General features: G+C 64.4%; 21 protein-coding genes. 10 read left to right on the top strand and 11 right to left on the bottom strand.

The genetic code is table 11. The features are described from left to right. Positions 1-8 precede the first annotated feature (8 nt). The 5 genes from AC3ANQ_RS00735 (at position 9) to AC3ANQ_RS00755 (ending at position 6,255) form a co-directional block, all read left to right on the top strand. Positions 9-494, top strand: a complete 486-nt coding sequence (locus tag AC3ANQ_RS00735) for a response regulator transcription factor (protein ID WP_488303341.1) — start codon at positions 9-11, stop codon at positions 492-494. 203 nt (positions 495-697) lie between these two features. Beyond that, a complete protein-coding gene (locus AC3ANQ_RS00740) occupies positions 698-3,442 on the top strand; it encodes an aminotransferase class I/II-fold pyridoxal phosphate-dependent enzyme (protein ID WP_488303342.1) in 2,745 nt (914 codons plus the stop codon). A 470-nt stretch (positions 3,443-3,912) separates the two neighbouring features. Continuing rightward, entirely contained in the window at positions 3,913-4,173 is a 261-nt protein-coding gene (locus tag AC3ANQ_RS00745; protein ID WP_488303343.1) for a hypothetical protein, read from the top strand. A 64-nt stretch (positions 4,174-4,237) separates the two neighbouring features. After that, positions 4,238-5,653, top strand: coding sequence for an NAD(P)H-quinone dehydrogenase (locus AC3ANQ_RS00750; protein ID WP_488303344.1), 1,416 nt, complete (start codon positions 4,238-4,240; stop codon positions 5,651-5,653). 62 nt (positions 5,654-5,715) lie between these two features. After that, positions 5,716-6,255 (top strand): recombinase family protein, encoded by a 540-nt coding sequence (locus AC3ANQ_RS00755; RefSeq protein ID WP_488303345.1) that lies wholly within the window; start codon positions 5,716-5,718, stop codon positions 6,253-6,255. A gap of 182 nt (positions 6,256-6,437) precedes the next feature. Here the strand turns inward: AC3ANQ_RS00755 and AC3ANQ_RS00760 are convergent, their stop codons facing one another. The 5 genes from AC3ANQ_RS00760 to AC3ANQ_RS00780 form a co-directional block, all read right to left on the bottom strand. Then, positions 6,438-6,713 carry a Tn3 family transposase gene (locus AC3ANQ_RS00760; protein ID WP_488305403.1) on the bottom strand — a complete coding sequence of 92 codons (276 nt, stop codon included), beginning with the start codon at positions 6,711-6,713 and terminating at the stop codon, positions 6,438-6,440. Then, entirely contained in the window at positions 6,710-9,382 is a 2,673-nt protein-coding gene (locus tag AC3ANQ_RS00765) for a Tn3 family transposase (protein WP_488303346.1), read from the bottom strand. Before AC3ANQ_RS00765 ends, AC3ANQ_RS00760 begins: the two co-directional genes overlap by 4 nt. A 125-nt stretch (positions 9,383-9,507) precedes the next feature. Then, positions 9,508-10,530, bottom strand: a complete 1,023-nt coding sequence (locus AC3ANQ_RS00770) for an aldose 1-epimerase family protein (RefSeq protein ID WP_488303347.1) — start codon at positions 10,528-10,530, stop codon at positions 9,508-9,510. Between the two features lie 11 nt (positions 10,531-10,541). Next, on the bottom strand, positions 10,542-11,747 hold the full coding sequence (locus tag AC3ANQ_RS00775) for an ROK family protein (protein ID WP_488303348.1): 1,206 nt from the start codon (positions 11,745-11,747) through the stop codon (positions 10,542-10,544). 10 nt (positions 11,748-11,757) lie between these two features. Next, positions 11,758-13,023 carry an FAD-binding protein gene (locus AC3ANQ_RS00780; RefSeq protein ID WP_488303349.1) on the bottom strand — a complete coding sequence of 422 codons (1,266 nt, stop codon included), beginning with the start codon at positions 13,021-13,023 and terminating at the stop codon, positions 11,758-11,760. Between the two features lie 218 nt (positions 13,024-13,241). On the opposite strand from AC3ANQ_RS00780, the gene xylA reads away from it, so the two are divergent. Genes xylA through AC3ANQ_RS00800 form a run of 4 tightly spaced genes read left to right on the top strand, consistent with a single transcriptional unit; the run spans position 13,242 to position 17,450 of the window. Then, entirely contained in the window at positions 13,242-14,432 is a 1,191-nt protein-coding gene (gene xylA, locus AC3ANQ_RS00785; protein WP_488303350.1) for a xylose isomerase, read from the top strand. A 4-nt stretch (positions 14,433-14,436) separates the two neighbouring features. Further along, positions 14,437-15,939, top strand: a complete 1,503-nt coding sequence (gene xylB, locus AC3ANQ_RS00790; RefSeq protein ID WP_488303351.1) for a xylulokinase — start codon at positions 14,437-14,439, stop codon at positions 15,937-15,939. Beyond that, positions 15,914-16,201 carry a hypothetical protein gene (locus AC3ANQ_RS00795; protein ID WP_488303352.1) on the top strand — a complete coding sequence of 96 codons (288 nt, stop codon included), beginning with the start codon at positions 15,914-15,916 and terminating at the stop codon, positions 16,199-16,201. The genes xylB and AC3ANQ_RS00795 overlap by 26 nt, the downstream gene beginning before the upstream one ends. A 34-nt stretch (positions 16,202-16,235) precedes the next feature. Then, positions 16,236-17,450, top strand: coding sequence for an ROK family transcriptional regulator (locus tag AC3ANQ_RS00800; RefSeq protein ID WP_488303353.1), 1,215 nt, complete (start codon positions 16,236-16,238; stop codon positions 17,448-17,450). Here AC3ANQ_RS00800 and AC3ANQ_RS00805 read toward each other — a convergent pair. From AC3ANQ_RS00805 to AC3ANQ_RS00830, 6 genes are all read right to left on the bottom strand, one after another. Continuing rightward, positions 17,432-18,553, bottom strand: coding sequence for a Gfo/Idh/MocA family protein (locus AC3ANQ_RS00805; protein WP_488303354.1), 1,122 nt, complete (start codon positions 18,551-18,553; stop codon positions 17,432-17,434). The genes AC3ANQ_RS00800 and AC3ANQ_RS00805 overlap by 19 nt on opposite strands. Further along, a complete protein-coding gene (locus AC3ANQ_RS00810; RefSeq protein WP_488303355.1) occupies positions 18,538-19,236 on the bottom strand; it encodes a ThuA domain-containing protein in 699 nt (232 codons plus the stop codon). The genes AC3ANQ_RS00805 and AC3ANQ_RS00810 overlap by 16 nt, the downstream gene beginning before the upstream one ends. Positions 19,237-19,323: 87 nt before the next feature. Continuing rightward, complete coding sequence (locus AC3ANQ_RS00815; protein ID WP_488303356.1) at positions 19,324-20,517, bottom strand: Gfo/Idh/MocA family protein; 1,194 nt, start codon at positions 20,515-20,517, stop codon at positions 19,324-19,326. A 35-nt stretch (positions 20,518-20,552) separates the two neighbouring features. Then, positions 20,553-21,464, bottom strand: a complete 912-nt coding sequence (locus AC3ANQ_RS00820) for a carbohydrate ABC transporter permease (protein WP_488303357.1) — start codon at positions 21,462-21,464, stop codon at positions 20,553-20,555. Continuing rightward, positions 21,464-22,366 carry a carbohydrate ABC transporter permease gene (locus AC3ANQ_RS00825; protein ID WP_488303358.1) on the bottom strand — a complete coding sequence of 301 codons (903 nt, stop codon included), beginning with the start codon at positions 22,364-22,366 and terminating at the stop codon, positions 21,464-21,466. The genes AC3ANQ_RS00820 and AC3ANQ_RS00825 overlap by 1 nt, the downstream gene beginning before the upstream one ends. 3 nt (positions 22,367-22,369) lie before the next feature. Then, positions 22,370-23,689, bottom strand: coding sequence for an extracellular solute-binding protein (locus AC3ANQ_RS00830; protein ID WP_488303359.1), 1,320 nt, complete (start codon positions 23,687-23,689; stop codon positions 22,370-22,372). 291 nt (positions 23,690-23,980) lie between these two features. On the opposite strand from AC3ANQ_RS00830, the gene AC3ANQ_RS00835 reads away from it, so the two are divergent. Then, positions 23,981-25,036 (top strand): LacI family DNA-binding transcriptional regulator, encoded by a 1,056-nt coding sequence (locus AC3ANQ_RS00835; RefSeq protein ID WP_488303360.1) that lies wholly within the window; start codon positions 23,981-23,983, stop codon positions 25,034-25,036. Positions 25,037-25,049 lie beyond the last annotated feature (13 nt).

Below are 25,049 nucleotides of genomic sequence, written 5' to 3' on the forward strand. Positions count from 1 at the left end.
GAGCGGACATGTCTAGGGGAACCTGCCTCGTCATTGAAAAAGACGAAGACATCGCCGATCTCATCACCATGATCCTGACCCAGGAGGGATTCGACGTGCGCGCGGTGCGCACAGGTGCTGCCGCGCTCACACATGCCCGCGGACTGAACCCTGTACTGATCACCCTGGAGGCCAAACTTCCCGACACCGATGGTCTGAACATTGTGCGCGACTTGAGGAACGTCACTCGAGCGCCGCTGCTCATGCTCACGGGCCGTGCCGCAGCCGCCGATGAACTCAAAGGCCTGGCTGCCGGCGCCTCGATTTACCTGACCAAACCCTTCCGCGTCAACGACTTCAGGAACGCCGTCAACGAGCTCTGCCCAGGCGGGGTGGATTCGAGGAGCGTCATGGGTAGCTGGCGAAATGCGGAAGGCTGCCGGGCTCTGAGTCCGCCCTCCGGGGCTGTCGCCGCTGCTGCCAGCACCGCCGCTCATGCGCACTTGGGTACTTAGGACAAGCGCGAGGCACTTGATGAGAACGTCACCACCGGCGCGGTCTGCCTCGTCCACAAAAACTAGGCAAGGACGCCTGCAGTGAAGGGGCACGGGCCCGAAACGTCTGCAGGGGCTCGGCGCTGACCGGCATCCAAGCCCGGCTCGCCGCCACCACACCCATAGACCACCACACCAACAGAAGCGTCACAAAGGAGAGGCTCATGCTGAAGTTATCGGGGCAGGCATACAACGCATGGGGGCAGGCCAGGCTTGACACGTGGTCCAAGCTCGAGGAGGTGTGCGGCCGGCTCGCCACCTTGGTCTCCCGGGGGCAGCAGGCCGAGGAGCTCGTCGGGGCCGTGGCCGGGATCATGAAGGACCTGGCTCCGCTCGAACGGTTCTGGGCCTTCCCTGGTGCGGAAGGCTACGGTCGTGTGGAGGACCTGTTCACCTCGGGCCGTTACGAACACTTCGCGCGATCGGTGGCCCGGATCAACAGGAGCCTCGTCACGGAGACCTACCGCAGCGGAGCCGAGGACTCGTGGGCCGACGGCGTGCACGAGGAGAGCGCGATCGACGGTGTGTTCTCGGAGCCGGCGGCACCGGGCAGGCCCTACTTCGAGGTCCTCGTCGTCGAGACGCTCACCTCGGAGCAAGAGCGACTTCTCCGAGACGAGGTCCGCAGCTGGCGCCGACCTAATGACGAGTTCGTCTACGAGCTCGTCATCGTCGGAAGCGGCGAGGAGGCCGTGCTGGCCGCCCGTCTCAACGCCAACCTGCAAGCCTGCCTGATCCGCAGACGCTTCGCCCATGCTGCCGCCCGGGACCTATCCGCCCTCGAGGAATTCCGGGACCGCTTGGTGGCCGAGGATCTGGCCGACCATTCCCCCGACGAACGAGCCCAGATCCTCGCCCTGCGGATCGCCCGGATCCGACCCGAGATCGACCTCTACCTCATGACCGAGATCGCGGTCGAGGAGATAGCGGGCCAAGTGAGCCACCACTTCCGCAGAGTGTTCCACGCCCGGGAGGGCTACCTCGAGCTCCACCTGAGCGTCCTCGCCGGGGTCGACCACCGGTACCGGGCACCGTTCTTCGAGGCACTACGCCGTTACAGCCACCGTCCGACCGGCGTGTTCCACGCACTCCCCATCTCCCAGGGCAAGTCGATCGTTAACTCGCACTGGATCCGGGACATGGTCGACTTCTACGGCCTGGACATTTTCCTCGCCGAGACCTCGTCCACCGGCGGCGGTCTGGACTCGCTGCTCGAACCCACCGGGCCGCTGCGGGAGGCACAGCTGTTGGCGGCGGAGACCTTCGGCTCGCGGCACACGTACTTCGTCACCAACGGCACCTCGACCGCGAACAAGATCGTCGCGCAGGCGCTCCTGGGGCCTGGAGACATCGCGCTTGTGGATCGCAACTGCCACCAGTCGCACCATTACGGGCTCATGCTCTCCGGCGCGCACGTGACCTATCTCGAGGCCTACCCGCTGAACGAGTACGCGATGTATGGCGCGGTCCCGATCCGCGAGATCAAGGCCCAGCTGCTGGCCCTGCGGGCGGCGGGCAAGCTGGACCGGGTCAAGCTCATCATGCTGACGAACTGCACGTTCGACGGGATCGTCTACGACGTGGCTCGGGTCATGGAGGAGTGCCTGGCCATCAAGCCGGACCTGGTGTTCCTGTGGGACGAAGCGTGGTTCGCGTTCGCCAGGTTCCACCCTGTCTACCGCCCGCGCACGGCGATGCGCGCCGCGCGCACCCTCGCGGAAAAAATCCGGAACCCGAAGATGCGCGAGCGGTACGAGGCGCAAGCCGCCGAACTCGGCGACGACGACGAGGCGCTCCTTGAGGCCCGACTCGTCCCCGACCCGGACCGAACCAGGGTACGCGTCTACTCCACGCAATCGACCCACAAGACCCTTACCTCGCTGCGCCAAGGGTCGATGATCCACATCTGGGACCAGGACTTCAAGCACCGGGCGAAGGAGCCATTCCACGAGGCCTACATGGCACACACCTCGACGTCACCGAACTACCAGATCCTGGCGTCGTTGGACGTCGGCCGCAGGCAGGCGGCCCTAGAGGGGTACGAGCTGGTGCAAAAACAGCTCGAGTACGCCATGCGACTGCGTGACGCCATCGACCGCCATCCACTGCTGAGCAAATACATGCACTGCCTCTCGACAGCCGAGCTCATCCCGAGCCAGTTCCGCGCCTCGGGGATCGACCAGCCGCTGCGTTCAGGACTCAGCAACATGATCACAGCCTGGGACCAGGATGAGTTCGTCCTGGACCCCTCCCGGATCAGCCTCTACATCGGGCTCACCGGGATCGACGGCGCAACGTTCAAGCGCGAGCAGCTGATGGATAAGTTCGGGATCCAGGTCAACAAGACCTCCCGAAACACCGTGCTGTTCATGACGAACATCGGAACCACCCGCAGCTCGGTGGCCTACCTCATCGAGGTCCTCGTCACTATCGCCCGCGACCTCGAGACCCAATCCGGGGAGATGAGCCTGGCCGAGGAGGCGGTGCACTTGCGCGCCGTGGCCAAGCAGAGCAACCCCTCCGCGCCGCTGCCGGACTTCAGCGGCTTCCACCCGGCGTTCCTCACGCCATCGAGCCCACGGACCCCGGAAGGCGACGTCCGCCGGGCATTCTTCCTCTCCTACGAGGACGACGCCTGCGAATATGTGCCCGCCTCCGAAGTCCAGGAACGGCTCGACCGCGACCAGCAAGTCGTCTCGGCGACCTTCGTCACCCCCTACCCGCCCGGGTTCCCTGTCCTTGTCCCCGGCCAGCTCGTCAGCCAGGACACCCTCACCTTCCTGGAGAACCTGGACACTCCCGAGATCCACGGGTACCGGCCCGAGGCAGGCTACCGCATCTACACGACCAAAGCACTCGAGACGGCCGAACACGACGCACCACAGGCGTCTCCGACCACAGTTCGGTGATCCCATGAATCCTGATTATTCGCCCGGCCGTCGGTGGCGCCTCGGCACCTGCTCTCGCCCCGACCTCATCAGCGTCTACTTTCCTTCGGTCGTAGCAACCGTCGGCATCTCCACCACGTTCTTCCTGTTCGCGGGGGCGGGATCCTGGCGATCAGCGCGCAACCCAAGTCCCCGAGACCCACGGACGCTCCCTCGAAAAACTCGAGGAGGACATCTCACCCAGGCCCATCTATTTGGTCGCCAAGGCCTGGACCCACCGCCTCTGCGTCTCCAGCGGCGAGTCTCGTCTATTGAGACGGGGAGGCAGAGGACGGCGAACGCGGTCCCGGGACCCGATCTTGCCCTGCACTGCGCCGGTGCCATCCCGCACGGTCCATGCCGGACGCACAGCAGGGCCTGCAGAACGCCGCTCCTCCGCACGGGCTCAGAGTCACAGCGCACCGCTCCGTCCATCAAGAATCGAGGTACCCATGCGACTTCCCTCAATTGACCTGCGTGACTACCCCCACGACAAGGCCCTGCACGATCGGCCCCTGAACTGGCTTTCCGCCAACGGGCTCAACTCTTTCGGCATCTCGCCAAAGGAAGTGGTGATCGTCGGGGACCATCTGACCCTCCAGGTATCCGGCAGCATATGGCGGACCCTCCCCATGCAAGCAGCCGGACGAATACGGACTGACGCGCAGAACCTGAGCGTTCAGAACCCAGAACCCCTGGCCGTGGTCCGGTGAGTCGCTTAGACCCGCACGTCCCACACCACACTGCCAAGCAATCTTAGAAACGAGAACGATTTTCATGGCGCAGAATCCGATTTTCAGCTCACCCCGCATCGCAATCCTCGGCGGAGGCCCCGGCGGTTATGAAGCCGCCATGGTCGCCGCCTCCCTCGGCGCGGAGGTGACCGTCATCGAACGCGCCGGGCTCGGCGGATCGGCGGTGCTCACCGACGTCGTCCCGTCCAAGACACTGATCGCGACGGCGGACCTGATGACGCGCGTCGGTGAGGCCGGAGAGCTGGGGGTCAGGTTCGACGTCGACGGGGGCGACTGCACGCCGGCCATAGGCGCGGACCTCAAACACATCAACGACCGCCTCCTCAAGCTTGCCCGTCAGCAGTCCGCTGACATCCGGGAAAGCCTCGAAAACCTGGGTGTCCGCATTCTCATGGGCTCCGGCAAGATGCTGGACAACCACACAATCGAGGTCCTCGGCGCCGACGGCACCGAGATCGTGGAAGCCGACGCGATCCTCCTGGCAGTCGGCGCCCACCCGCGCGAATTGCCCACCGCCGTGCCCGACGGTGAGCGCATCCTGAACTGGGCCCAGATATACAACCTTGAGGAGTTGCCGGAGGAGCTCATTGTGGTGGGGTCCGGCGTGACCGGTGCCGAGTTCGCCTCCGCCTACAACGGACTGGGCTCCAAGGTGACCCTGATTTCCAGCGGAGACCGTGTCCTGCCCGGGTCCGATATTGACGCCGCGAAGGTGCTGGAGGGCGTCTTTGAACGCCGCGGGGTCAAAGTCCTCGCCCGGTCCCGTGCGGAGTCCGTGGAGCGCACGGGCGACGGAGTGGCCGTGATGCTGGGCGACGGCGTCAAAGTCACCGGCAGCCACTGCCTCGTGTGCGTCGGGTCCATCCCGAACACCGAAGGCATCGGGCTGGAGGAAGCCGGCGTGGAGCTCACCGCGAGCGGACACATAAAGGTGGACGGCGTATCCCGGACGACCGCACCAAACATCTACGCGGCGGGTGACTGCACCGGCGTTTTCGCATTGGCCTCCGTGGCCGCCATGCAGGGCCGCATAGCGATCGCCCACATCCTGGGAGACGGCGTCACCCCGCTGAAACTGCTCCAGGTGGCCTCGAATATCTTCACCTCTCCGGAGATCGCCACCGTGGGCGTGTCCGAGGAAGATGTCATATCGGACAAATACCAGGGCGATGTTGTCAAGCTCCCCCTGATCAGCAACGCGCGCGCGAAAATGCGCAACCACAAGGATGGCTTCGTCAAGATCATCGCCCGCAAGGGATCAGGCACAGTGATCGGCGGAGTCGTGGTGGGACCGAACGCCTCCGAGCTGATCTTTCCCATCGCCATCGCTGTCACGCAGAAACTGCACGTCGATGACCTCGCCAGCACCTTCGCCGTGTATCCCTCACTGACCGGGTCAATCGCCGAGGCCGCACGGCGCCTGCACGTGCACATGTAACCTTGTCCGCTGGTTGCTGCTGCTTGCCTGTGAACGGGTCGATCGGATTGTCGAGAGCGTCGGTGAACGAGGCTCTCAGTGGAGCCCTGCCGGCCTGGAGCCGTGGGTGGTGTCTTCCGTGGGGCAGAAGGCGGAGGCTCGACAAAGCCCTCGCCTCCGCCAACCGGGCCGGCGACCAGCTCGTCATCACCCGCCTGGACAGACTCGGCCGGTCGGTACTCCACCTCGTCACCCTCGGCGCAGCCCTCCGGGAACGTGGTGTGGGATTGCGCGGCCTTGAGCAAGGCATCGACACCGCGACCGCGGAAGGGCGGGCGATGTTCGGGATGCTCTCCGTCCTCGCCGAACTGCAACGAGAACTCATCATCGCCAACACCCGCGACGGCCTCGCCGCCGCCCGGGCCCGCGGACGAACCGGAGGAAGGCGCCCGAAGCTCACCCCGGACCAGGCCCACCACGCCCAACAGCTCTACGACCCAGGGGACCACACCGTCCAACGCATCGCCGACCTGCTTCAGGTTCCGCGCCCCACGATTTACGGCCACCTCAACAAATCAAGCATCGGACGACGGCCCACCGACGGCGCCCCCGGCCCGGCGTAACAGCAGCTCCGGCCAGAACCCCTGCTGTCTGGCCCCCACCCTGCTTAACGTGACTTTCCCGAGCATTGGTCCTCAAGCCCCAACACCACCACTGAGCCCTGCGCGGTCCACCCGTCAGAACAGTGTGTCGCGCACCCGCAACGGCCGGTACCCGGTGGGGCCGAGCTGCGCCAGCTCACCTTCTACGTCGACGTCGATCGATCCGAAAAAGTTATATTCTCGCTGTGTGTCGGGGAGATGTGGGCCAGCACCTCGTCATCGATTCGCCGCCCGGATCGACGCATCGATTCCACAGCGAGACCGTAGTACTCGGTAGTCCACGCCACCACAGAGTTCGTCACGAGTGTGAGGCACCATGCTTGTTCGGTCCGTTGTTCCAGGTGCCGGCCCCGGATGATGCCTTCGTGGGCGTAGAGCAGGTCCCTTTTGAGTGCGTGCGGCGACTCTCCCTTGTTCAGTGGCGGGAGATCCGGCGGCGGTACTCAGGGTCAGCCGGGTAGCGGGCCGCGTAGATGGTTCTGCGCAATGCCCCGTACTCCTTCAACGCCGCGGCCAGCGCGTTCTGCCTGCCTGAGGCGGACCGCTTGCCGACCAGCAACGACGCGGTGGCGTGCCCGAATTTCAGCGATCCTGCCAGCCGGAGCAAGTCATCGTAGTGTTCGGCGATCAGGTCCGTGTTCAGCTTGCGTGTCAACAGAGTTCCGGTGTTCGGGAAATCGGCTTCGACCTGCGCCCGTGACCCCATCCGGTTGAGGGTGATCTTGCCAAGGTCCCGGATGCGCGGGGAAAGTTGCAAGCCCAGCAGGTCGAACAAGGCGAAGTTGACCAGCGTCACCCCGTGGGTGTCGGTGGCATGTTCAGTGATGGGGAGATCGGTTGCGTTCCCGAGGATCTCGTCAAGGACGTAATGGGCCTCGCGTTTGGTCGCGACGATGATCTTCGTGCCGTACGTGGTGTGCTGGTCGGTCACGTGCGTGTACGTCGAAAGTCCTTCGTTCGCGAAGTACCGGCTCATCGCCCTGGCCGTGATGGACTTCCCCCGTGTCGGGAACCGCTGACCGTCCGATGAAGACAGTGTCCCTGTGCCGAATACGGAGGTCAGAGGCAATTTCTGGTGGTAGCTGATCAGGGCCAGGTTCGCTGCACGCAGTGTTTCCTCCCGGACGTACCATTCCGCAGTCCAGGCGAGCACGTCGTAGGAGATACCGCAGGCATCGGCCATCCGTGTCAGGCCAAGGTTGGTGGAGTGTGCCAGGAGCACCGCGATCAGGTTGCGTTTCAGTTCCGGGCTGCGGGATTGCTTGCCTCCGGCGTGGGTGAAGAAGTCCAGGTAACCTGTGCGTTTGTCCAGTTCGATCAACAGCGACACGATCGGCGCGAAAGGCAGCATCTCGGTCAGTTCCGTCTTGAGTGCCACGGACTCGGCCGGGACGTCTTCCGCCGTCAGTGCTGAAATGACCAGGCTCCCGTTCTCGTCCAGGCGCACCGGCCCGTCCCCGCGGGCAAGAACCTCTTCCAGCTCACCGAGAGCTTCGTTCAGTTCCTCCTGCGCTGCGGCCAGCGCACGTGTCGGGTCGGCTGATTTACCTACCAACCGGCAGAACTCCGCACGTTGCAATTTCCACTTCTCAGGGGTGAGCAGGTAAGCGGCCGGGTCCGAGTAGCGGCGTGAACCCGGCACGAACACGTCCCCTGTGCGCAGTCCGTCACGCAAGGCCAACAAAGTGCACAGCTCCCAGTAATGACGGTAGGCGACGGTGTTCCCGGACTCGGCTGCGGACTTCAGGTACCCGGACCATCGTGCCGGGACAAACCCTGACGGAGCGTTCACCGGGACCTTCCGGGTACCTGTTGCGTTCAGTTCCCGCAGGATCCCTACCGCCTCGAGGAGCTCGGTCGCGGCTGTGCCGCCGGAGAAAGTCACAGAAGCGAGGAACTGCGGGGTGAACTGCCTCAAGTACCCGTACGAACCATCCAAAGCCGCGAGATGCCCATGATCACGCGGCAGAGGAGGCAACCCGGCCGACTGCGCGGACCGGAGCCGTTCCCACCCGATCCTCCCGCCACGAATCAGGCCACCAACTTCCTCATCCGGCACACCTGGATCAGCGACAATGGCCAGGACAGCGTCCAGCAGCGCCTGCCGATCCTCCCCGGCCCTGGCCCGTTCAGCCAGATAGTCCCGCATCCTGTTCATGGCTCTGCTCTCCCGCGCCGAGAGGGCCTGATCGAACAACTGCACAACCTCGTCCAGAACCTCAGTCCCTGACTGCGCCAACACCGTCAACAGGATCGGGAAGCGACGCTCCGGCTCGCGCCGAGCCAACGATTGCGCGGTCATTCGACGGCCCATCGTTGCCAGAAATCGGCGCCGCTCCGCCGGCAATACCGACAAGTCCAGAGCGGGCGCGCCCAAGCCGCGCAGGAACTCCAGCTTCTCGATCTCGGCCTTCACTGCCGAAGGCGTGGCTTCCACCGGCCCCTTGCCCAGCCACCGCAGACGCGTCATGCCGATCTTCGGATCGGTCACCAGCAGAGCATCCAACCCGGCACGGCGCTCGTCACCGAGCTCGGGCGCCAACCGATCGAACGTCTCCTGCCGTGCGACCTCACGGGCATGGGCAACGGCCTTCACCACAGTCACCGGACCTGGCCGGATAACCCGTGCCGTGATCAGGTACTCACACGCCAGCCGGAACAGTAGCGTCGGCGAGTCATGCTCCAAGGCGCGCGCCAACAAGAACTCATCCAGCTCTTTGAACTCCAGCGTCGACGGCAACCGCCAACCCAAATACTTCGCGACCAATCGCAGATGATCAGTACGGGTCTTCGCCCGCCGACCATAGGACCGTAGCTCGCCCGGCTCAATACCGAGCTGATCAGCGAGCCGGGCGACCGCCACCTGCGGTGCGGACGACACCTCATCCGGCACGAACCCAAGCCACGGCAATGCACACAGCGCTACCGCGAGGCCAAGCCTGTCCGAGGCACCCCGTCCCCGGCCAGGGTCAACAAACGCAAGATCCGCCGCCGACAGGGTAAAAAACCGGAACAACTCATCCGTGCCGATCTCAGGGAACCCCCGGAGCCCCTCCAACTCATCTTCCGTGAATACCTGAACAACCACTCAGCAAGCCTCCGACCACCACCACAAATCTCTTGGTCAGGAGCATACCCAAGTGATATCCGCCCGATTTTTCCCGGATGCTACGGGGACCCCAATTCCTTGGCGTCGCGGAAATTCGGGTGTTGTCAGGCCTTCGCCGCGTCAGCCAGGGATTTGCGCGTCGCCTGGTACCGGATGCCCCAGCTGGCTTCCCAGACCTCGCCAGGTTCCAGCCAGCGCAGTCCTTCGCCGCTGTTGAAGGCATCGGCGGGTGCCGTCATCGGCTCGACGGCCACGGCGGTCACCATCCCGCCGTGGGTGGCGAACTCCGTAGTGGTGAAGGCCTGGACATAGCCGAAGGAGGCGTCCATGAACAGTTGCACTTGGCTGCCGTCGGGCGCCTCCAGATAGTGCAGGGAGCTTCCGCCGTCCTCGCGGCGGACATCGCCCCAGGCGTCGTCGAGGTCCACGGTGCCAACCACCTGGCCAGCACGGAAATCGTTCCGGGTTCCGGCCACGTCTGTGGTGATTCCGCTCGGATTCAGGCGTTCGTCCACCTCGATGTGGGTATCGGCGTTGATGTAGAGCGTGAGCTCCTCCGTCGGTACGCTGCCCAAGCGAAGGAATGGATGCGCGCCCAGCGCGACCGGCGCGGATCGGTGGCCCGTGTTTTCCAAGCGATGCGTGACAAGCAGCCCGTCCTCCATGAGCTGATACCGGACCGACGTCGCCAGTTCAAAGGCGTATCCCGGCTGCGGTGAGAGTCCGGCGTCGAGCGTGACGCTGTCCGCGGTGAGCGCACTAACTCGGTACGGGGTGCGCGTCAGTAACCCGTGCAAGGCATTGCCGTTTTCTGGTTCCGTGATGTCGAGTTGCTGGGCAACGCCGTCGTAGCTCCACGTGCCGCCGGCCACCCGGTTCGGCCACGGGACCAGGACCCAGCCAGCGCACCACGGCGGTTGGGCATCGGCAGGGTAGTCCTGAACAAGGGACACGCCGTCGACGTCGAGTTCCCGCAAGCTCGCGGCGACTTCCGTCACTACAACGCGCTGGCTGCGGCCGCCGATGCTCGCCGTGAGTTCAAAGTGCTCGCCCATGGGCGACGGTGCGCGGTGACGCGGCGCCTGATTGGGCGCTGCCTGATTAAGCGAGGGTTCCTGATTCAGCATGGTTGGCCTGACTAAGGAGTAGGAGTAGGGAAGACGCCCGCGGGGTCCGCGAGGAATTGCGTGAAGGCCAGTTCGGCGGCTCCGATCATCATCAGATCCGAGCCGAGGGCAGCTCGGTAGATCTTCACCTGGCCTGCCGGTCCGTCCATGGCCTGGGACCGGAGCAGGTTGTCCAGCGTCCCGGGAGACAGAGCGTGCAGGACACCAAGGAAGCCATCCAGGACGATCGCTTCCGGGTTGAAGGTGTTTACTGCGTTCCGCAGGGCCAGGCCCAAATACTCGAGCTGGCGTGCGACTTCCGTGGCCACTGCTTCACTGCTGCTCTCACGAAGCGCTTGCTCGAGTTGGCCCGCATCGCCACCACCTAGCCCAGCGATTTCGAAAAGCGGCGACTGGGAGACCTCGGTTTCAAGGCACCCCGTTCCGCCACAGTGGCAAGCCTTGCCGGACGAGCGGACAAAAGTGTGTCCGAGTTCCCCGGCGTAGCCCGATGCTCCGCGAAGCAATTCCCCGTCAACGATAATTCCGCCGCCGATGCCGCTGGCTCCTCCGTTGAGGTAGACCAGGTTCTTCTGCCCCGCCCCGGCGCCGAAGAGGAGCTCACCCTCCGCGCCCAGCGAAGCGTCGTTGGCCGCATGGCACGGGTAGCCTGTGGCCTCGCCGAGCATTGCGGCTACGGGTTCATTGCGCCAGCCCAGGTGCGGCGCGTGCCGCACCACGCCGTCGTCGCGGTTGACGAGCCCAGGCACGGCGATGCCCACGCCCATGACCCGATACGAAGTGTCGAGCTCGGACCGCATTCCGGCGATCACTGCGGCGGCGATGTTTACGGCTTCCTTGGCGGTCGGGATCCGCTCGGTGTCGAAACGGATCTTTTTCTGGACCTTCCCGCCGAGGCCGACAAGACCGATGGTGACAGCATCGATCTCCGGGTTGACCGCAAGGGCAGCGATGGATGGCCGCGGATGAACGATGGGGCTGGGCCTGCCCACCTGGGATTCACCCGAGGGCGCCGTCTCATACACCACCTCCAGGTTCACGAGTTGGCCTATCAATGTCCCTACCGTGGACCGATTTAGGCCGGTGCGTTTGGTCAGCTGGGCGCGGCTGAGCACCCCGTTGTGATGGACCAGGGATGTCAGCAGGGCCAGGTTGTTTCGCCGCGACGGATCGGGCTCGCTGGCGGTGGCGGGATTTCGGGTGGGGGAGGGCATCATCGCGACAATATCAGCTCCCAAACACCGTGCGGTCCAGGAAGCCGTTGCGGAACTTTCCGGAAGGATCCAGCCGGTCGGCCAGAGCGATGAAGTCGCCGAAGCGGGGGTACAAGGGCGCGACGGCGGCAGCACCGGCGTCGAACAGCTTGCCCCAGTGCGGCCTGGCGGCGAACGGGGCCAGTTCCGCTTCGAGCAGCGGAAGGATGGCCTCGACCGCCGGCTGGTCCTGGCGCCAGGTGAAGTGCAAACCGATGCCGTCGCGGCCGTAGTTGGGGCTCAGCCAGAGTTGGTCCGCAGCCACTGTGCGGATCTCGCCAATCAGGAGCAGCGGAGTCACCACGTCGGAAAGCCGGCGCATGGCGCGGAGCGCGTCCACGGCGTGCTCCCGGGGGATGAGGTACTCGCTCTGCAGCTCGTCGCCCTGGCTCGGAGTGAATTCCATCTTAAAATGGGCCAGCCTGTCGGACCAGGACCCGGGAATGCCAAGCTGCTGGGTGCAGTTGCTTCCGGAGACGCCAGGAAGGGGATGCCGGGCCTCGGTTGCCGGAGTACCGCCGAAGAAATCCGACGTTTCCGGCGCCGGATCGCCGCTGCGCCTTTTGAGCCACGCTTGGCCTACGGTCTCTCCGCTCCAATCAGTGAACAGGCTGACGCTATAGGCAGAGGAAGTTATTTGGTCGAAGTTCTCCAGGACGAGATCCCAGCGGAAGTTTTCGAAGACGCTCTGGGCGACGTCGAAACTCGGCTCGATGTCCAGGGTCAGCTTGGTGACGATGCCGAGTGCGCCGAGCCCCACCACCATGCCGTCAAAGTCGGCGTCGCCGCGGCGCACGGTGAGAATGCTGCCGTCCGCGGTGACAAGTTCAAGGCTCGCGACGGCAGTGGCCAGGTTGCCGTTGGCGTCTCCGGAGCCGTGCGTGGCAGTGGCGACGGCTCCGGCCACGGAAATGTGGGGGAGCGATGCCAGGTTGTGAAGGGCGAAACCTTGACGCTGGAGTTCCGCCGCGAGCGTCCCGTACCGCGTACCACCGCTCACCGTAACGGTCATGTTCGCCGCGTCCACGCAGATGCCCGGATCCAGCCGATCCAGCACAACAAGGGTGCCGGCTGTGTCCGCGATGGAGTTGAAAGAATGCCGGGACCCCAGCGCCCGGATCTGCTGGGCCTTTGCCACCAGCTCTTGGAGTTCCTCCACGCTCGCGGGGTGGGCGATCTGCGGTGCATGGTAGCTGTAGTTTCCTGCCCAGTTGCGCTCCGCCAACAGCTGATCAGTCAAAGTTGAATCCTTCGTTCAGGGGCCTCGGCCTTATTTGGGGTTCACAACAACATAACAGCGAGTTGGCTGCCGCGCCAGAACTTTTCGCGAATTTTCGACGCGGCCGCGTAAAGAGTTTATTGGCGCAAGTGGTTGACATCACACGAATTCGTAATATGTTGGATAGCGAAACAATTAGCCCTTGCGGGCAAACCCACCTCAACTACCCGGAGCACTCAATGACGATTCAGCCCACCCGTGAAGACAAGTTCTCGTTCGGCCTTTGGACCGTGGGATGGGAGGCGCAGGACCAGTTCGGCTCGGCCACCCGCCCGCCGCTGGACACCGTGGAAGCCATCAACCGGCTCAGCGATCTTGGTGCCTATGGCATCACTTTCCATGACAACGACCTGTTCCCCTTCGGCTGCTCGGCCGCCGACCGCCAGCGCGAAATCGACCGTCTGCAAGGGGCCCTCAAGGCCACAGGGATGATCGTTCCCATGGTCACCACCAACTTGTTCAGCCACCCCGTCTTCAAAGACGGCGGTTTCACGAGCAACGATCGCGGCGTCCGCCGCTTCGCGCTGCGCAAGGTGCTGGACAACATCGATCTCGCGGCTGAACTCGGTGCCGAAACCTTTGTCATGTGGGGTGGCCGTGAAGGCAGCGAATACGACGCCGCCAAGGACATCCGCGGCGCCCTGGAACGCTACCGCGAGGCCGTGAACCTGCTGGGCGACTACGTCACGGACAAGGGCTACAACATCCGCTTCGCCATCGAACCGAAGCCGAACGAACCCCGCGGCGACATCCTGCTCCCCACCCTGGGCCACGCCCTGGCATTCATCGAAACCCTGGAACGCCCGGAGCTCGTGGGCATCAACCCCGAAACCGGCCACGAGCAGATGGCGGGCCTGAACTTCACTCACGGCATCGCCCAGGCCCTGTACCAGGGAAAGCTCTTCCACATCGACCTCAACGGCCAGCGCAGCATCAAGTTCGACCAGGACCTGGTGTTCGGCCACGGTGACCTGCAGAACGCGTTCTCCTTGGTGGACCTGCTCGAAAACGGCGGTCCCGACGGCGGCCCGTCCTATCAGGGCCCGCGCCACTTCGACTACAAGCCCAGCCGTACGGAGGACATCGACGGCGTGTGGGACTCTGCAGCCGCGAACATGCAGACCTACCTGCTCCTCAAGGAGCGCGCCAAGGCATTCCGCGCCGACCCCGAGGTGCAGGAAGCCCTCCAGGCATCACGGGTGGCCGAAATCAACGAACCCACCCTGAACCCGGGCGAAGGCTACAAGCAGCTGCGGGCGGACAAGTCCGCCTATGAGGACTTCGACGCCGACGCCTACTTTGGCGGCAAGGGCTTCGGATTCGTCAAGCTCCAGCAGCTCTTCATCGAGCACCTCCTCGGAGCGCGCTGATCTCATGACGCTGGTTGCCGGGGTTGATTCCTCTACTCAGAGCTGCAAAGTGGTGGTCCTGGACGCGGAAAGCGGTGCGCTCGTGCGTTCGGGCCGGGCGAGCCACCCGGAGGGCACGGAAGTCCATCCGGACGAGTGGTGGCGTGCGCTTTCCGAAGCGTTCGACGACGCCGGCGGCCTCGCCGATGTCAGCGCACTGTCCGTGGGCGGGCAACAGCACGGCATGGTGCTGCTGGACCGCGAGGGCAATGTGGTGCGGCCGGCGCTGCTGTGGAACGACACGCGTTCGGCCGGATCCGCCGAGGACCTCACGGCCGAAGTGGGGGCGGAAGACTTCGCCCGGCGGACTGGGCTGGTGCCCGTGGCCTCCTTCACCATCACCAAGATCCGGTGGATCAGGGATCACGAACCGGAAAGCATGGCTAGGGTAGCCGCCGTCGCACTTCCCCATGACTGGCTCACATGGCGTCTTCGCGGTTACGGCCCGGCGGGCTCCAGCCCGTTGGGGCCGGACCTGGACGAGCTGACCACTGACCGCTCGGACGCCAGCGGCACCGGCTACTGGAGTCCGCTGAACGGACGCTACGATCTGGACCTGTTCAAACTGGCGTTTGGCCAAGACGCGCGGGAAGCGTCAGGCGGGACAGCGACGGCGGCGCCCGGCGGCGTCGTTTTTCCCCGAGTGCTGGGCCCGGGCGAAACCGCCGGCCGCGTGCACCCGGCGTGTTTCGGCGGCCCCAGCGCAAGCGATGCGTTGGGTGGCGGAATCCTGCTCGGTGTCGGGGCGGGAGACAACGCCGCCGCGGCACTGGGCCTTGGAGCCAAACCCGGCGACGTCGTCGTGTCCGTGGGCACCAGCGGCACCGTGTTCGCCGTCGACTCTTCGCCGGGGCATGATGCGAGCGGGACCGTTGCGGGCTTCGCCGATGCCAGTGGGGAGTACCTGCCGATCGCCGTGACGCTGAACGCCGCCCGCGTGCTCAGTTCGGTTGCGGCAGTGCTGGACGTCGACTTTGACGAGCTCTCCCGGCTCGCCTTGGAGGCCGAACCTGGTGCGGGAGGTGTGGTGCTGGTGCCGTACTTCGAAGGGGAACGAACGCCCAACCTGCCTCATGCGAAGGCCAGTTTCCACGGTCTCAGCATCGCCTCCACCACTCGGCCAAACATCGCGCGGGCGGCCATCGAAGGCATGCTGTGCGGGCTCGCCGGAGGCCTTGAGGCGCTGCGTAGCCAAGGTGGCCGCGCCGAGCGGTTGCTGCTGATCGGCGGTGCCGTGCAGAATCCTGCCGTGCAACGGATCGCGGCGCAGGTGTTCGACCTTCCCGTAGTGGTTCCGAGCCCGGGTGAATACGTAGCCCGCGGCGCAGCGGTCCAGGCGGCGTGGGCGCTCGCGGGGCACCGACCGGACTGGCCTGTGGCTGTGGATGCCACGCCCGAGCCGGATTTCCGGGCTTCCATCGCGCAGAACTACAGGAAGGCCAGTGCCGGCATTGATACCGGAAACTGAACCGCTGCTCGTCAGGACACCGCTTCTTGATTCCGTGAACCAGGACCCTGTGCCTGCATCAGGAAGTCCCGTCCGGTGGGGGGTCATTTCCACCGGGCGGATCGCCTCCACGGTCGTCAGTGACCTTGGGCTGCTGCACGACGCGGTTCTGCAGTCCGTCAGTTCCCGGACCCAGGATAACGCGGAGGCATTTGCCGCCGTAGCCAGCCGCGCGGCACGGTCCAAATGGCCACTAACCGCTGATCCGTCAACGATGATGTAAATCACGCCGTCAAAAACCAGATCCTGGAGGAATCATGCCCGCCACGCTGTCGCCCGGAAGAGTGGGCGATGTCCGCAGGCAAAACCTGGCCCTTGTGCTCGCCGGGATCCAGGGGCGCGGTGGGGCTACGCGCGCCCAACTTGCCGCGGAAAGCGGACTGACCAAGGCCTCGGTTTCAAGCATCGTAGCCGATCTGCTCGAGTCGGGCCTGGTGCGGGAAGCAAATGTCACGCGCGACGGCGAACGCGGACGGCCCGGAACCGGAATCGTCCTCAACCCTGCGCGCGGTGCCCTCGCCGCGGAAATCAATGTGGACTACCTCGCGGTAGGAGTCCTGGACTTCACAGGGGAACTCTTGTTCCACGAAACCCTTGAACGGCACAACCGTGGAAGCAAGCCGGCGGACATCCTCCCGCTTCTCATCGCCATGGCACAGCGGGCAGCAACAAAGGCCTCGGGCGCCGGCGTCGAACTTCTTGGCGGGGAACTGACGATTCCAGGGTTGGTGGATACGGAGCGCAACGTGGTGCTGGCCGCTCCGAACCTGGGCTGGACCGGCGTCGACCTCTCCGAGGAGCTGCCCACGCTCCTGCCGGACGCGCCTTTCGGCGTCTCCCTTTCGAACGAGGCCAACAGTGCCGCGCTCGCGGAACTCTGGTTTGGCCACGGCGCAGATCACGGCAAAAGCGACCGGTTCCGTGACTTCCTATACGTGTCCGGTGAAGTTGGCGTCGGAGGTGGGCTGGTCATCGATTCCCAGCTGTTCGCCGGTCCGCACGGCCATGCCGGTGAGATCGGACATGTGGTGGTGAATCCCGAAGGCCCGTTGTGCGCCTGCGGTGGCCGCGGCTGCCTTGAGACGTTTGCGGGTCAAGATGCCATATATTCCGCTGCCGGAATTGAGCAGGATTCGAGCATGCAGCACATGGCACATTTGCTGCAACGCGCTCACGACGGCGACAAGCTCGCGGTTTCAGCGGTGGAACAGGCCGGACGCTATCTCGGAATCGCGGTGGCCTCCACAGCGCGGGTGGCGAACGTCTCCGCCGTCGTGCTCGGCGGGCATTTTGCGGCACTGGAGGAGTGGATCGCTCCCGCATTGCGCCGGAGCCTGGACCACTATGCACCGGGACTGGTCCCGGAAGGGAACGTGGCGTTCTCCGGACTGGGGCAGACAGGGGCGCTTATCGGCGCCGCGGCCACCTCAGTCCGGAGAATATTGGGCAACCCCTACGAGCTGATTCCCTGAACCTCTGCGACAGGTGCCGCCAATGCGGTCAGTTCCACGGGGTCGGGCCGTTCGACCGTGCTTTCGATGGATACCGCGGACCCGCTGTGGGCGGATGCCAGCACGGACTCCATGACCTCGAGCGCGTGGTAGGCCAGTTGGCCGCCAGCGCGCGGTTCCGCGCCCCGAGGAGTGGCTGCGAGGTCGGCGATGCCGAAGCCGCGTCCGGAATCGATGTAGCCGGCCGAGGCCGGTAGCGTCTGCCAGGAGTCGGCGCCGAGCGTGAAGAGTTCAACGTCGCCATCGAAGTGGTTCGGGTCGGGAACAACAAGGGACCCTGTGGCGCCGTGGACCTCGATGTTGGCCGACTTCGTTTTCACGGCGTCGAAGCTCATCACCAGCGTGGACAGCGCGCCGGAGGCATGGACCAGGACGCCGGTGACGTGCGAATCGATGGTGACCGGGATCGCTTCACCTTCGCGCGGTCCTGAGCCGATGGTGCGCGAGTTCCGGGTGTGGCTTGCTGCTCCGATGACCGAGACAACGGGGCCGAGCAGCGTGACCAGGGCGCTGACGTAGTAGGGGCCCATGTCCAGCAGGGGTCCGCCGCCAGGCTGGTAGTAGAAGTCCGGGTTCGGGTGCCAACGCTCATGCCCCGGGGTGACCATGGTCGCGGTGGCTGAGATCGGCGTGCCGATCAGTCCGTCGTCGATCGCCTTGCGGGCGGTCTGGATCCCGGTACCCAGCACCGTATCCGGCGCGCAGCCAACCACGACGCCGGCCTCCCGCGCCGCGTCGAGCACTTGCCGCGCTTCGGCGGTAGTCGCAGCGAGCGGCTTTTCCCCGTACACGCTCTTGCCGGCGGCGATCGCCCTCAAAGCGATCGGCGCATGCGCGGCTGGAATGGTGAGGTTCAGGACGAGCTCGACGTCGTCCGCCGCCAGGAGTTCGTCGACGGTGACCGCGCGGACGCCGTCGTAGGAATCGGCGACCGCTTGCGCGCGTGCGGGATCGAGGTCGGCGACGGCCACCAGGTCGATGGCGTCCAGCCGGCGGAAGTTTGTGAGGTACTGGGCGATGATGGCGCCGCAGCCGATGATGCCTACTCTTAACGGCTTGCCCACAGCATGCCCCTTTCAATGATGGTGCGGACATTGCTGTCCTGGAGGATTTCCACGCGGTGGCCGGGGGTGCAGACGAAGATCCTGCCCTCGGCCCACTGCCGGGTCCAGATGGCGGGGGAGGTGACTTCCCGGTTCCACTGGTCCCAGTCGCGGACCTTCTGGGTGGTGGTGGCGAGGACATCGATGTAGTCGTCTGAGAGGACCCAGTACTGCTCGGTGACCAGCTCGAAGTCGCTCAGCCCCTGCGTGATGGGATGGCTGGCGGAGGCCGGGAGCATGTTGACGGTGTACGGCACGTAGTTGTCCGACTGCTCGCCGATGCGTTCGTCCGGGTGCTTGCCCGGGTGGCAGGCGAACTGGCCGCCGATCATGTGCAAGTAATCCGAGTTGTTCCGGTAGGAATCAGCGATGCCGCCGTGCCAGCCGGCGAGTCCGGTGCCGTTTTCGACGGCGGTGCGGAGCCCGTCGAACTCGTCCTTTTCAATCGTGGACATGGTCACGCATTGCACGATCAGGTCCACGCCAGCCATATATGCCGAATCGGCATATACCTTGGGGGATTCCTCCACCCGGACGTCGTAGCCGTTGTCCTTGAGGAACGGGACAAAGAGTTCTGTGGCCTCGAATGGCTGATGGCCATCCCAGCCGCCACGGACCACCAGGGCGGTCTTCTTGTCAGTCATGGTTTCCTTTGCTTAGAAATACGGCCGGACAGCCGAAACATACAGGTGGTCAGCGGCCTGAGAAGGCCGCGTCGAAGGGGTTCCCTCCTAGACTTTCTGCCAGCGGCTGGACTCTGCTGCGCTGCCTTCCACGGCGGCCAGCACCTTTTGCACTTGCAAGGCATCAGCGAACGACGGCGAGGGCGGCTCGCCTGCGCCGATCGCGGTCACGAGGTCCACCACTTGGTGCGTGAAACCGTGCTCGTAGCCGAGGCCGTGCCCGGTGGGCCACCAATTGCCCGCGTAGGGGTGCTCGGGTTCGGTGACGAAGATCCGGCGGAACCCGGCGTCGGGGGATTCTGCGGCGTCGTAGAAGGACAGGACGTTCATCTCTTCGAAGTCGAACGCGAGGGACGCCTTGGTGCCATTGACCTCCAGGCGCATGGCGTTCTTGCGTCCCAGGGCGAGGCGGGTCGCCTCGAAAACCCCGACGGCGCCCGGCGAAGTAGCGCCACCGTCGAACCTTGCGCTGAAAATCGCGGCGTCATCAACGGTGACTGTCCCGCGGGGCGCATCGGCGCCGACGTCGCCATGGCCGCCGAGGCCCACGAGGTCACCGGCCAGGGGGCGCTCGTGGACGAAGGTTTCCAGGAGGGCGGAGACGCCGGTGATCTGCTGCCCGGTGACCCACTGCGCGGCGTCGATGCTGTGCGCTCCAATGTCGCCCAGGGAGCCGGACCCCGACTTCGACTTGTCCAGCCGCCAGGTCATGGGAGCGTTTTCGTCACTGAGCCAGTCCTGCAGGTACTGCGCCCGCACGTGCCGGATGGTTCCCAGCCGGCCCTCTTCGACCATCCGTTTGGCCAGGGCCAAAGCTGGCGTGCGACGGTAGCTGAACCCGCACATCGATAAGACTCCGCGTTCGGCCGCGGCCTGGGCGGCTTCGGTCATGCGCTCCGCTTCCGCCACCGAATTGGCCAGCGGCTTTTCGCAGAGCACGTGCTTGCCGGCTTCAAGGGCCGCGATCGCGATCTCCGCGTGGGTGTTGCCCGGGGTGCAGATGTCGATCAGGTCGATGTCGTCCCGCTCAAGGAGTCGGCGCCAATCTGTCTCCACGGATCCCCAGCCGAGCTTGCGCGCGGCGGCCCGGACGCCGTCGTCGTTCCGACCGGAAAGGGCGGTGAGCTGGGGGTCCAGCGGGAGATCGAAGAACCTCGGCGCTGTCCGCCAGGCGTGGGAGTGGGCGGCGCCCATGAACGAGTAGCCCACCATGCCGACGCGCAAGGGTTTTGCGGTAGTCATTGTGTTTCCTTTCGTGCTATTCAAAGTGCGGACAGCTACTTGCTGAATCCGGCGGTCAGTCCGCTGAGCAGCTGGCGGCGGGCCACAACATAGATCACCAGCAGCGGCAAGGTCGCGAGCACCACCGAAGCCAGCACGGCAGGGATGTTGACGCTGAATTCGCCCTGGAAGGTCCACAAGGACAGCGGAAGTACGCGGGTGGACGGGCTTTGGGTCAGGATCAGCGGGAAGAGGAAGCCGTTCCAGACGCCGAGCGCGTTGTAAATGCCGACGGTCACGACGGCGGGCCGCGTCATGGGCAGCGCGAGTCGCCACATCATGGCCCAGTCCGAGCAGCCGTCGAGCCGCATGGACTCGAACAGCTCGTTGGGGACATCCCGCATGAAGTTGCTCAGGATGAGGACCGAAATGGGAATAGCGAACGCGATGGACGGGAGGATCAGCGCCAACAAGGTGTCGTAGAGATGCGCCTTGGTGATCATCCAGTAGATGGGGATGATCGTGGCGTGGAGGGGGATCGCCAGGCCCAGGAGGAACGTGTTGTTTGTCCAAGCCAGGAAGCGGCCCTTGCCGCGGACAATCGCGTAGGCGGCCATAAACGAGACCAAGAGCGCTGGTACAACGCTGCCCACCGTGACGATCAGGCTGTTGACGAAGTACATGGCGAAGTCGTTCTCGAGCACCAGCTTGTAGTTGTCCAGCGTCGGGTCACTTGGCGGCATCATCGGGTTCGAGGTGAAGAAGCCTGCCTGGTTCTTCAGGCTGGTGACCACCACGTAGTAGATAGGAACGATAATGACCGCCAGCCACAACCAACCGCCCAAGCCGCCCAAGTAGTTGGGACGGAAGCGTCCTGGTCCTTTGGTCCGTTTTGACCGGTGGCCATGCTTGTGGCTCGGGGCCGTGCGGGTTGCCGGAGGTACGGGAAGCTGGGTTGTGGAAGCCATCAGGCACCTTCCAATTGGCTTGCGTTGCGGTTCTTGCCACCGAGTCTTTGCAGGATGAGGGCCAGTGCAAGGCCGATCACTACGAGGATGACGCCCAGGGCGCTGGCAGCTCCCATGTCGTTGGCCTTGAAGCCCGTCAGGTACATGTGCAGCGGCAGCAGCCGCGTGGCGTACCCGGGTCCGCCGCCTGTGAGGACGAAGACGAGGTCGAAGTAGGCCAGCGAGCCGACCACCATGAGGGTGGAGGACGTGATGATGGTGTACTTCAACTGGGGCAAGGTGATGGCGAAGAACTGCTGCATGCGTCCTGCACCGTCGATTTGGGCCGCTTCGTAGAGTGACGCCGGGATCTGGCGTACGCCGCCTTGGTAGATGAGCGTGTGGAACGGGACGAACTGCCAGGCGATGACGAAGACGACTACGAACAGCACCAGATCCGAGTTGCCGAGCCAGTCCTGGGCAAGGAACGGAAGGCCCAAGCCCGGGCCAAGGCCGAAGTTCGGGTCCAACAAGGCCTTGTACGCGATGGCGACGGCAGCCGAGGAGAGCAGCAGCGGCACGAAATACAAGACCGCGAGGGCTGCGCGGTATTTTTGGGAAGCGGACGTGAACACGCCCAGCAGCAGGCTGATGGGCGCCTGGACTATGAACGAGAAGAACATGATCTTGGCGGTGACCAACAGCGCGTTACCGGTGACGGGATCGGTCAGGACCGTGGTCCAGCTCGACAATCCGTCCAGCTTGATTTCGCCCAGCCCGTCCCATTTGGTGAAGCTGAGGAAGAGCACGCCAAGGAGCGGGAGGATGGCGAACAGGAGGAAGAAAACGAGGGCTGGTGCGGCCAGCCACCCCGACGGGCCCTTTTCAAGGACCCGCCGGGAAGAACCGGAAGAGAAGGACACTGGTTACTTTCCGATCGTTGCGTTCATGGTTGTGACGAACTGATCGGGGCTGATCTTCTTCAGGAAGATCTGGTCCAGGTTCGCCAGCATGGCGTCTCCCTGTGCGGGGCTGAGAGCCTGGTCCCAAGAGAGGGTGAAGCTCGGGGCGTTCTTGGCCATGCCGTACACGTAGCTCAGAAAGTCCTTGTCCGGCGATGCTGCCAGCTTGCTTTCGATGCCCGTGGTCACGGGAACGGCTCCGGAATCGATCAGCGCCTGGGTGTCCGCGTCGGTGAACATTCCGCTCTTGACGTAGTCGAGCGCGGCCTTCTTCTGGCTGTCAGTGGCCTTGGAAGAGATCGACCAGAAGTTGGAAGGGTTGCCCACCACGTTGGCCGGATCGCCCTTGCCTCCGGAAACGGTTGGGAACGTGATGTAGCCGAGCTTGCCGCTCTTGACGAAATCCGCCGCGTCCTTCTTCATGCCTTGGTAGATCCAGCCGCCTTGCAGGATCATGGCTGCCTTGCCGGTGTAGAGGAGGGCCTGGTCGGCGTTGCTGTCGGCAGCAATGGAGGAGAAGCCGTTCACGAATCCGCCGGCGTCAACCAGTTCCTGGATCTTGGTGAGGGCTTCCTTGACGGCGGGATCGGACCACGCGCCTGGCTTGTTCGCGGCGATGTTCGCGAAGGCGTCGGGTCCGCCGATGCGCTCAACAAGGTATTCAAGCCACATCAGATCAGGCCACTTGGACTGGCCACCCAGGGAGAACGGGGCAATACCGGCTGCCTTGAACTTCGGCACCAGCGCCATCAACTCATCCCAGGTCTTGGGGGCCTGTGCGCCGATCTTGTCGAAGACATCCTTGTTGAAATACAGGACGACCGGCTGCACGTTGTTGTTCGGCAGGGCATAGGTCTTGCCGTTGATCACGCCGTTCTTGAGCACGGACGGAAGGTAGCGGCTCTTGACATCGGGGTTTGACGCGATGAAATCGGACATATCGGCCACCTGGCCGGAGTCGACGTAGGACTTCAAGACTCCGCCGCCCCACCCATAGATGAAGGTGGGTCCCTGGCCGGCGCCGACGGCGGTGCGGACCTTGGTCTTGTACGCGTCGTTCGCGAAGAAGTCGAGCTTGATGGCCTCATCCGGGTGAGCCTTGTTCCACGCATCGATGGACTTCTGGAGCACGGGTTGGTTACCGCCCGTAAGGCCCCACATAGTGGTCGAATCGGCGTTGCCTGCCGAACCCGCCGGTCCGCTGGAACCACAGGCAGCGAGGGAGAGTGACACGGCCGCAGCAGTGACGGCGATCGCTGCTGAACGCAACGTGAGTTTTACCATTTGCATTTCCATTCGTCCTCCGGGCTCAACGCTGATTGCCCGGCTATTGGTTTCGGGAGTCCGGCCTTCAGGGATGAGGCTGCACTGCCGCTGACACTGAGTACGCTTTGCGGATTCTCCGAAATATTTCGAAATTACTTTCGGCCCGTCAGGCAAATTTAGCTGTGGCCTGAGTCACCGTCAAGGACTTTCTAGCATAAAGTTCAACTCTTTTACGAAATGATGATTGACTCCGCTGGCGTTGGCACCCAGACTTGTGGGAACGAAATATTTCGAAAGAGTAGGGGAACCATGGCCAGCAACGAACGCCCGGCCAAGCTGACATTGGCCGCGATTGCGCGGGAGGCGGGCGTCTCGATGCCGACGGTGTCGAAGGTAGTCAACGGGCGCCAGGACGTTGCCGCCGCTACTCGCGCCAAGGTTCTGACTGCCTTGGAGCGGACGGGGTACAAGTCACCGCTTCAGCGAAAAAACATCGCTGGCCGGCGGCCTGTGGTGGAGGTAGTGCTGGACACCTTGAACTCGGCGTATGGAGTGGAAGTGCTCAATGGCGTGCTGGAGCACGCGGCCGCCTCCGACGTCGAAGTCCTCCTCAACATCACGGGCCAACAAGGTGCGTCGACGCTAAGCCCGGAGCAACGGGCCCAGCGGATCACCGACGAGGGGCGCAGCGGCATGATCGTGGTAACCTCGGCCTTCAGTTCGGCCCAGTTGGATCCATTTCGACGGCGGCACATACCCATCGTTGTCATCGACCCGCTCAACCCGCCGCCAGATGACGTGGTCAGCGTGGGTGCCAGCAACTGGGCGGGCGGCAAGGCTGCCACGGCCCATTTGCTGGATCTGGGTCACCGGCGAATCGCCTACCTGGGCGGGCCGGAAGCCGCGGAATGTAACCAGGCGCGGCTTCACGGCTACATGGCCGCACTGATGGCGAAGGGTGTGCCGGTCGAGGAGCGCTACATCCTGTCAGGGCCTTTCCGGTCCGAGAACGGTGTGGCGGGAATGAAGACCCTGCTTCAGCTTGAAGAGCGCCCAACTGCGATCTTCGCCGCAAGCGACAGCATCGCTTTGGGGGTGCTCGCCGAGGCGCGTCGGCAAAAGATCCGCATCCCCGAGGACATAAGCGTGGTCGGTTTTGACGGCACCTATCAGGCGGAAGAATCGGTTCCTCCCCTCACCTCTGTGTCCCAGCCGCTGCAGGAGATGGGCCGCGCCGCCTTGCGGTTCGTGCTGCGGCAAATGCGAGGCGATGCGGTGGATTCCCGCAGGGTGGAACTCGCCACGCACCTTGTGGTTCGCGAATCCACGGCGCCGCGGGTCCTCGGGAAACCGGCGACGAGGTAGCCGATGAGGCCGA

Source organism: Arthrobacter sp. DMZ02-1R (genome assembly GCF_057747935.1).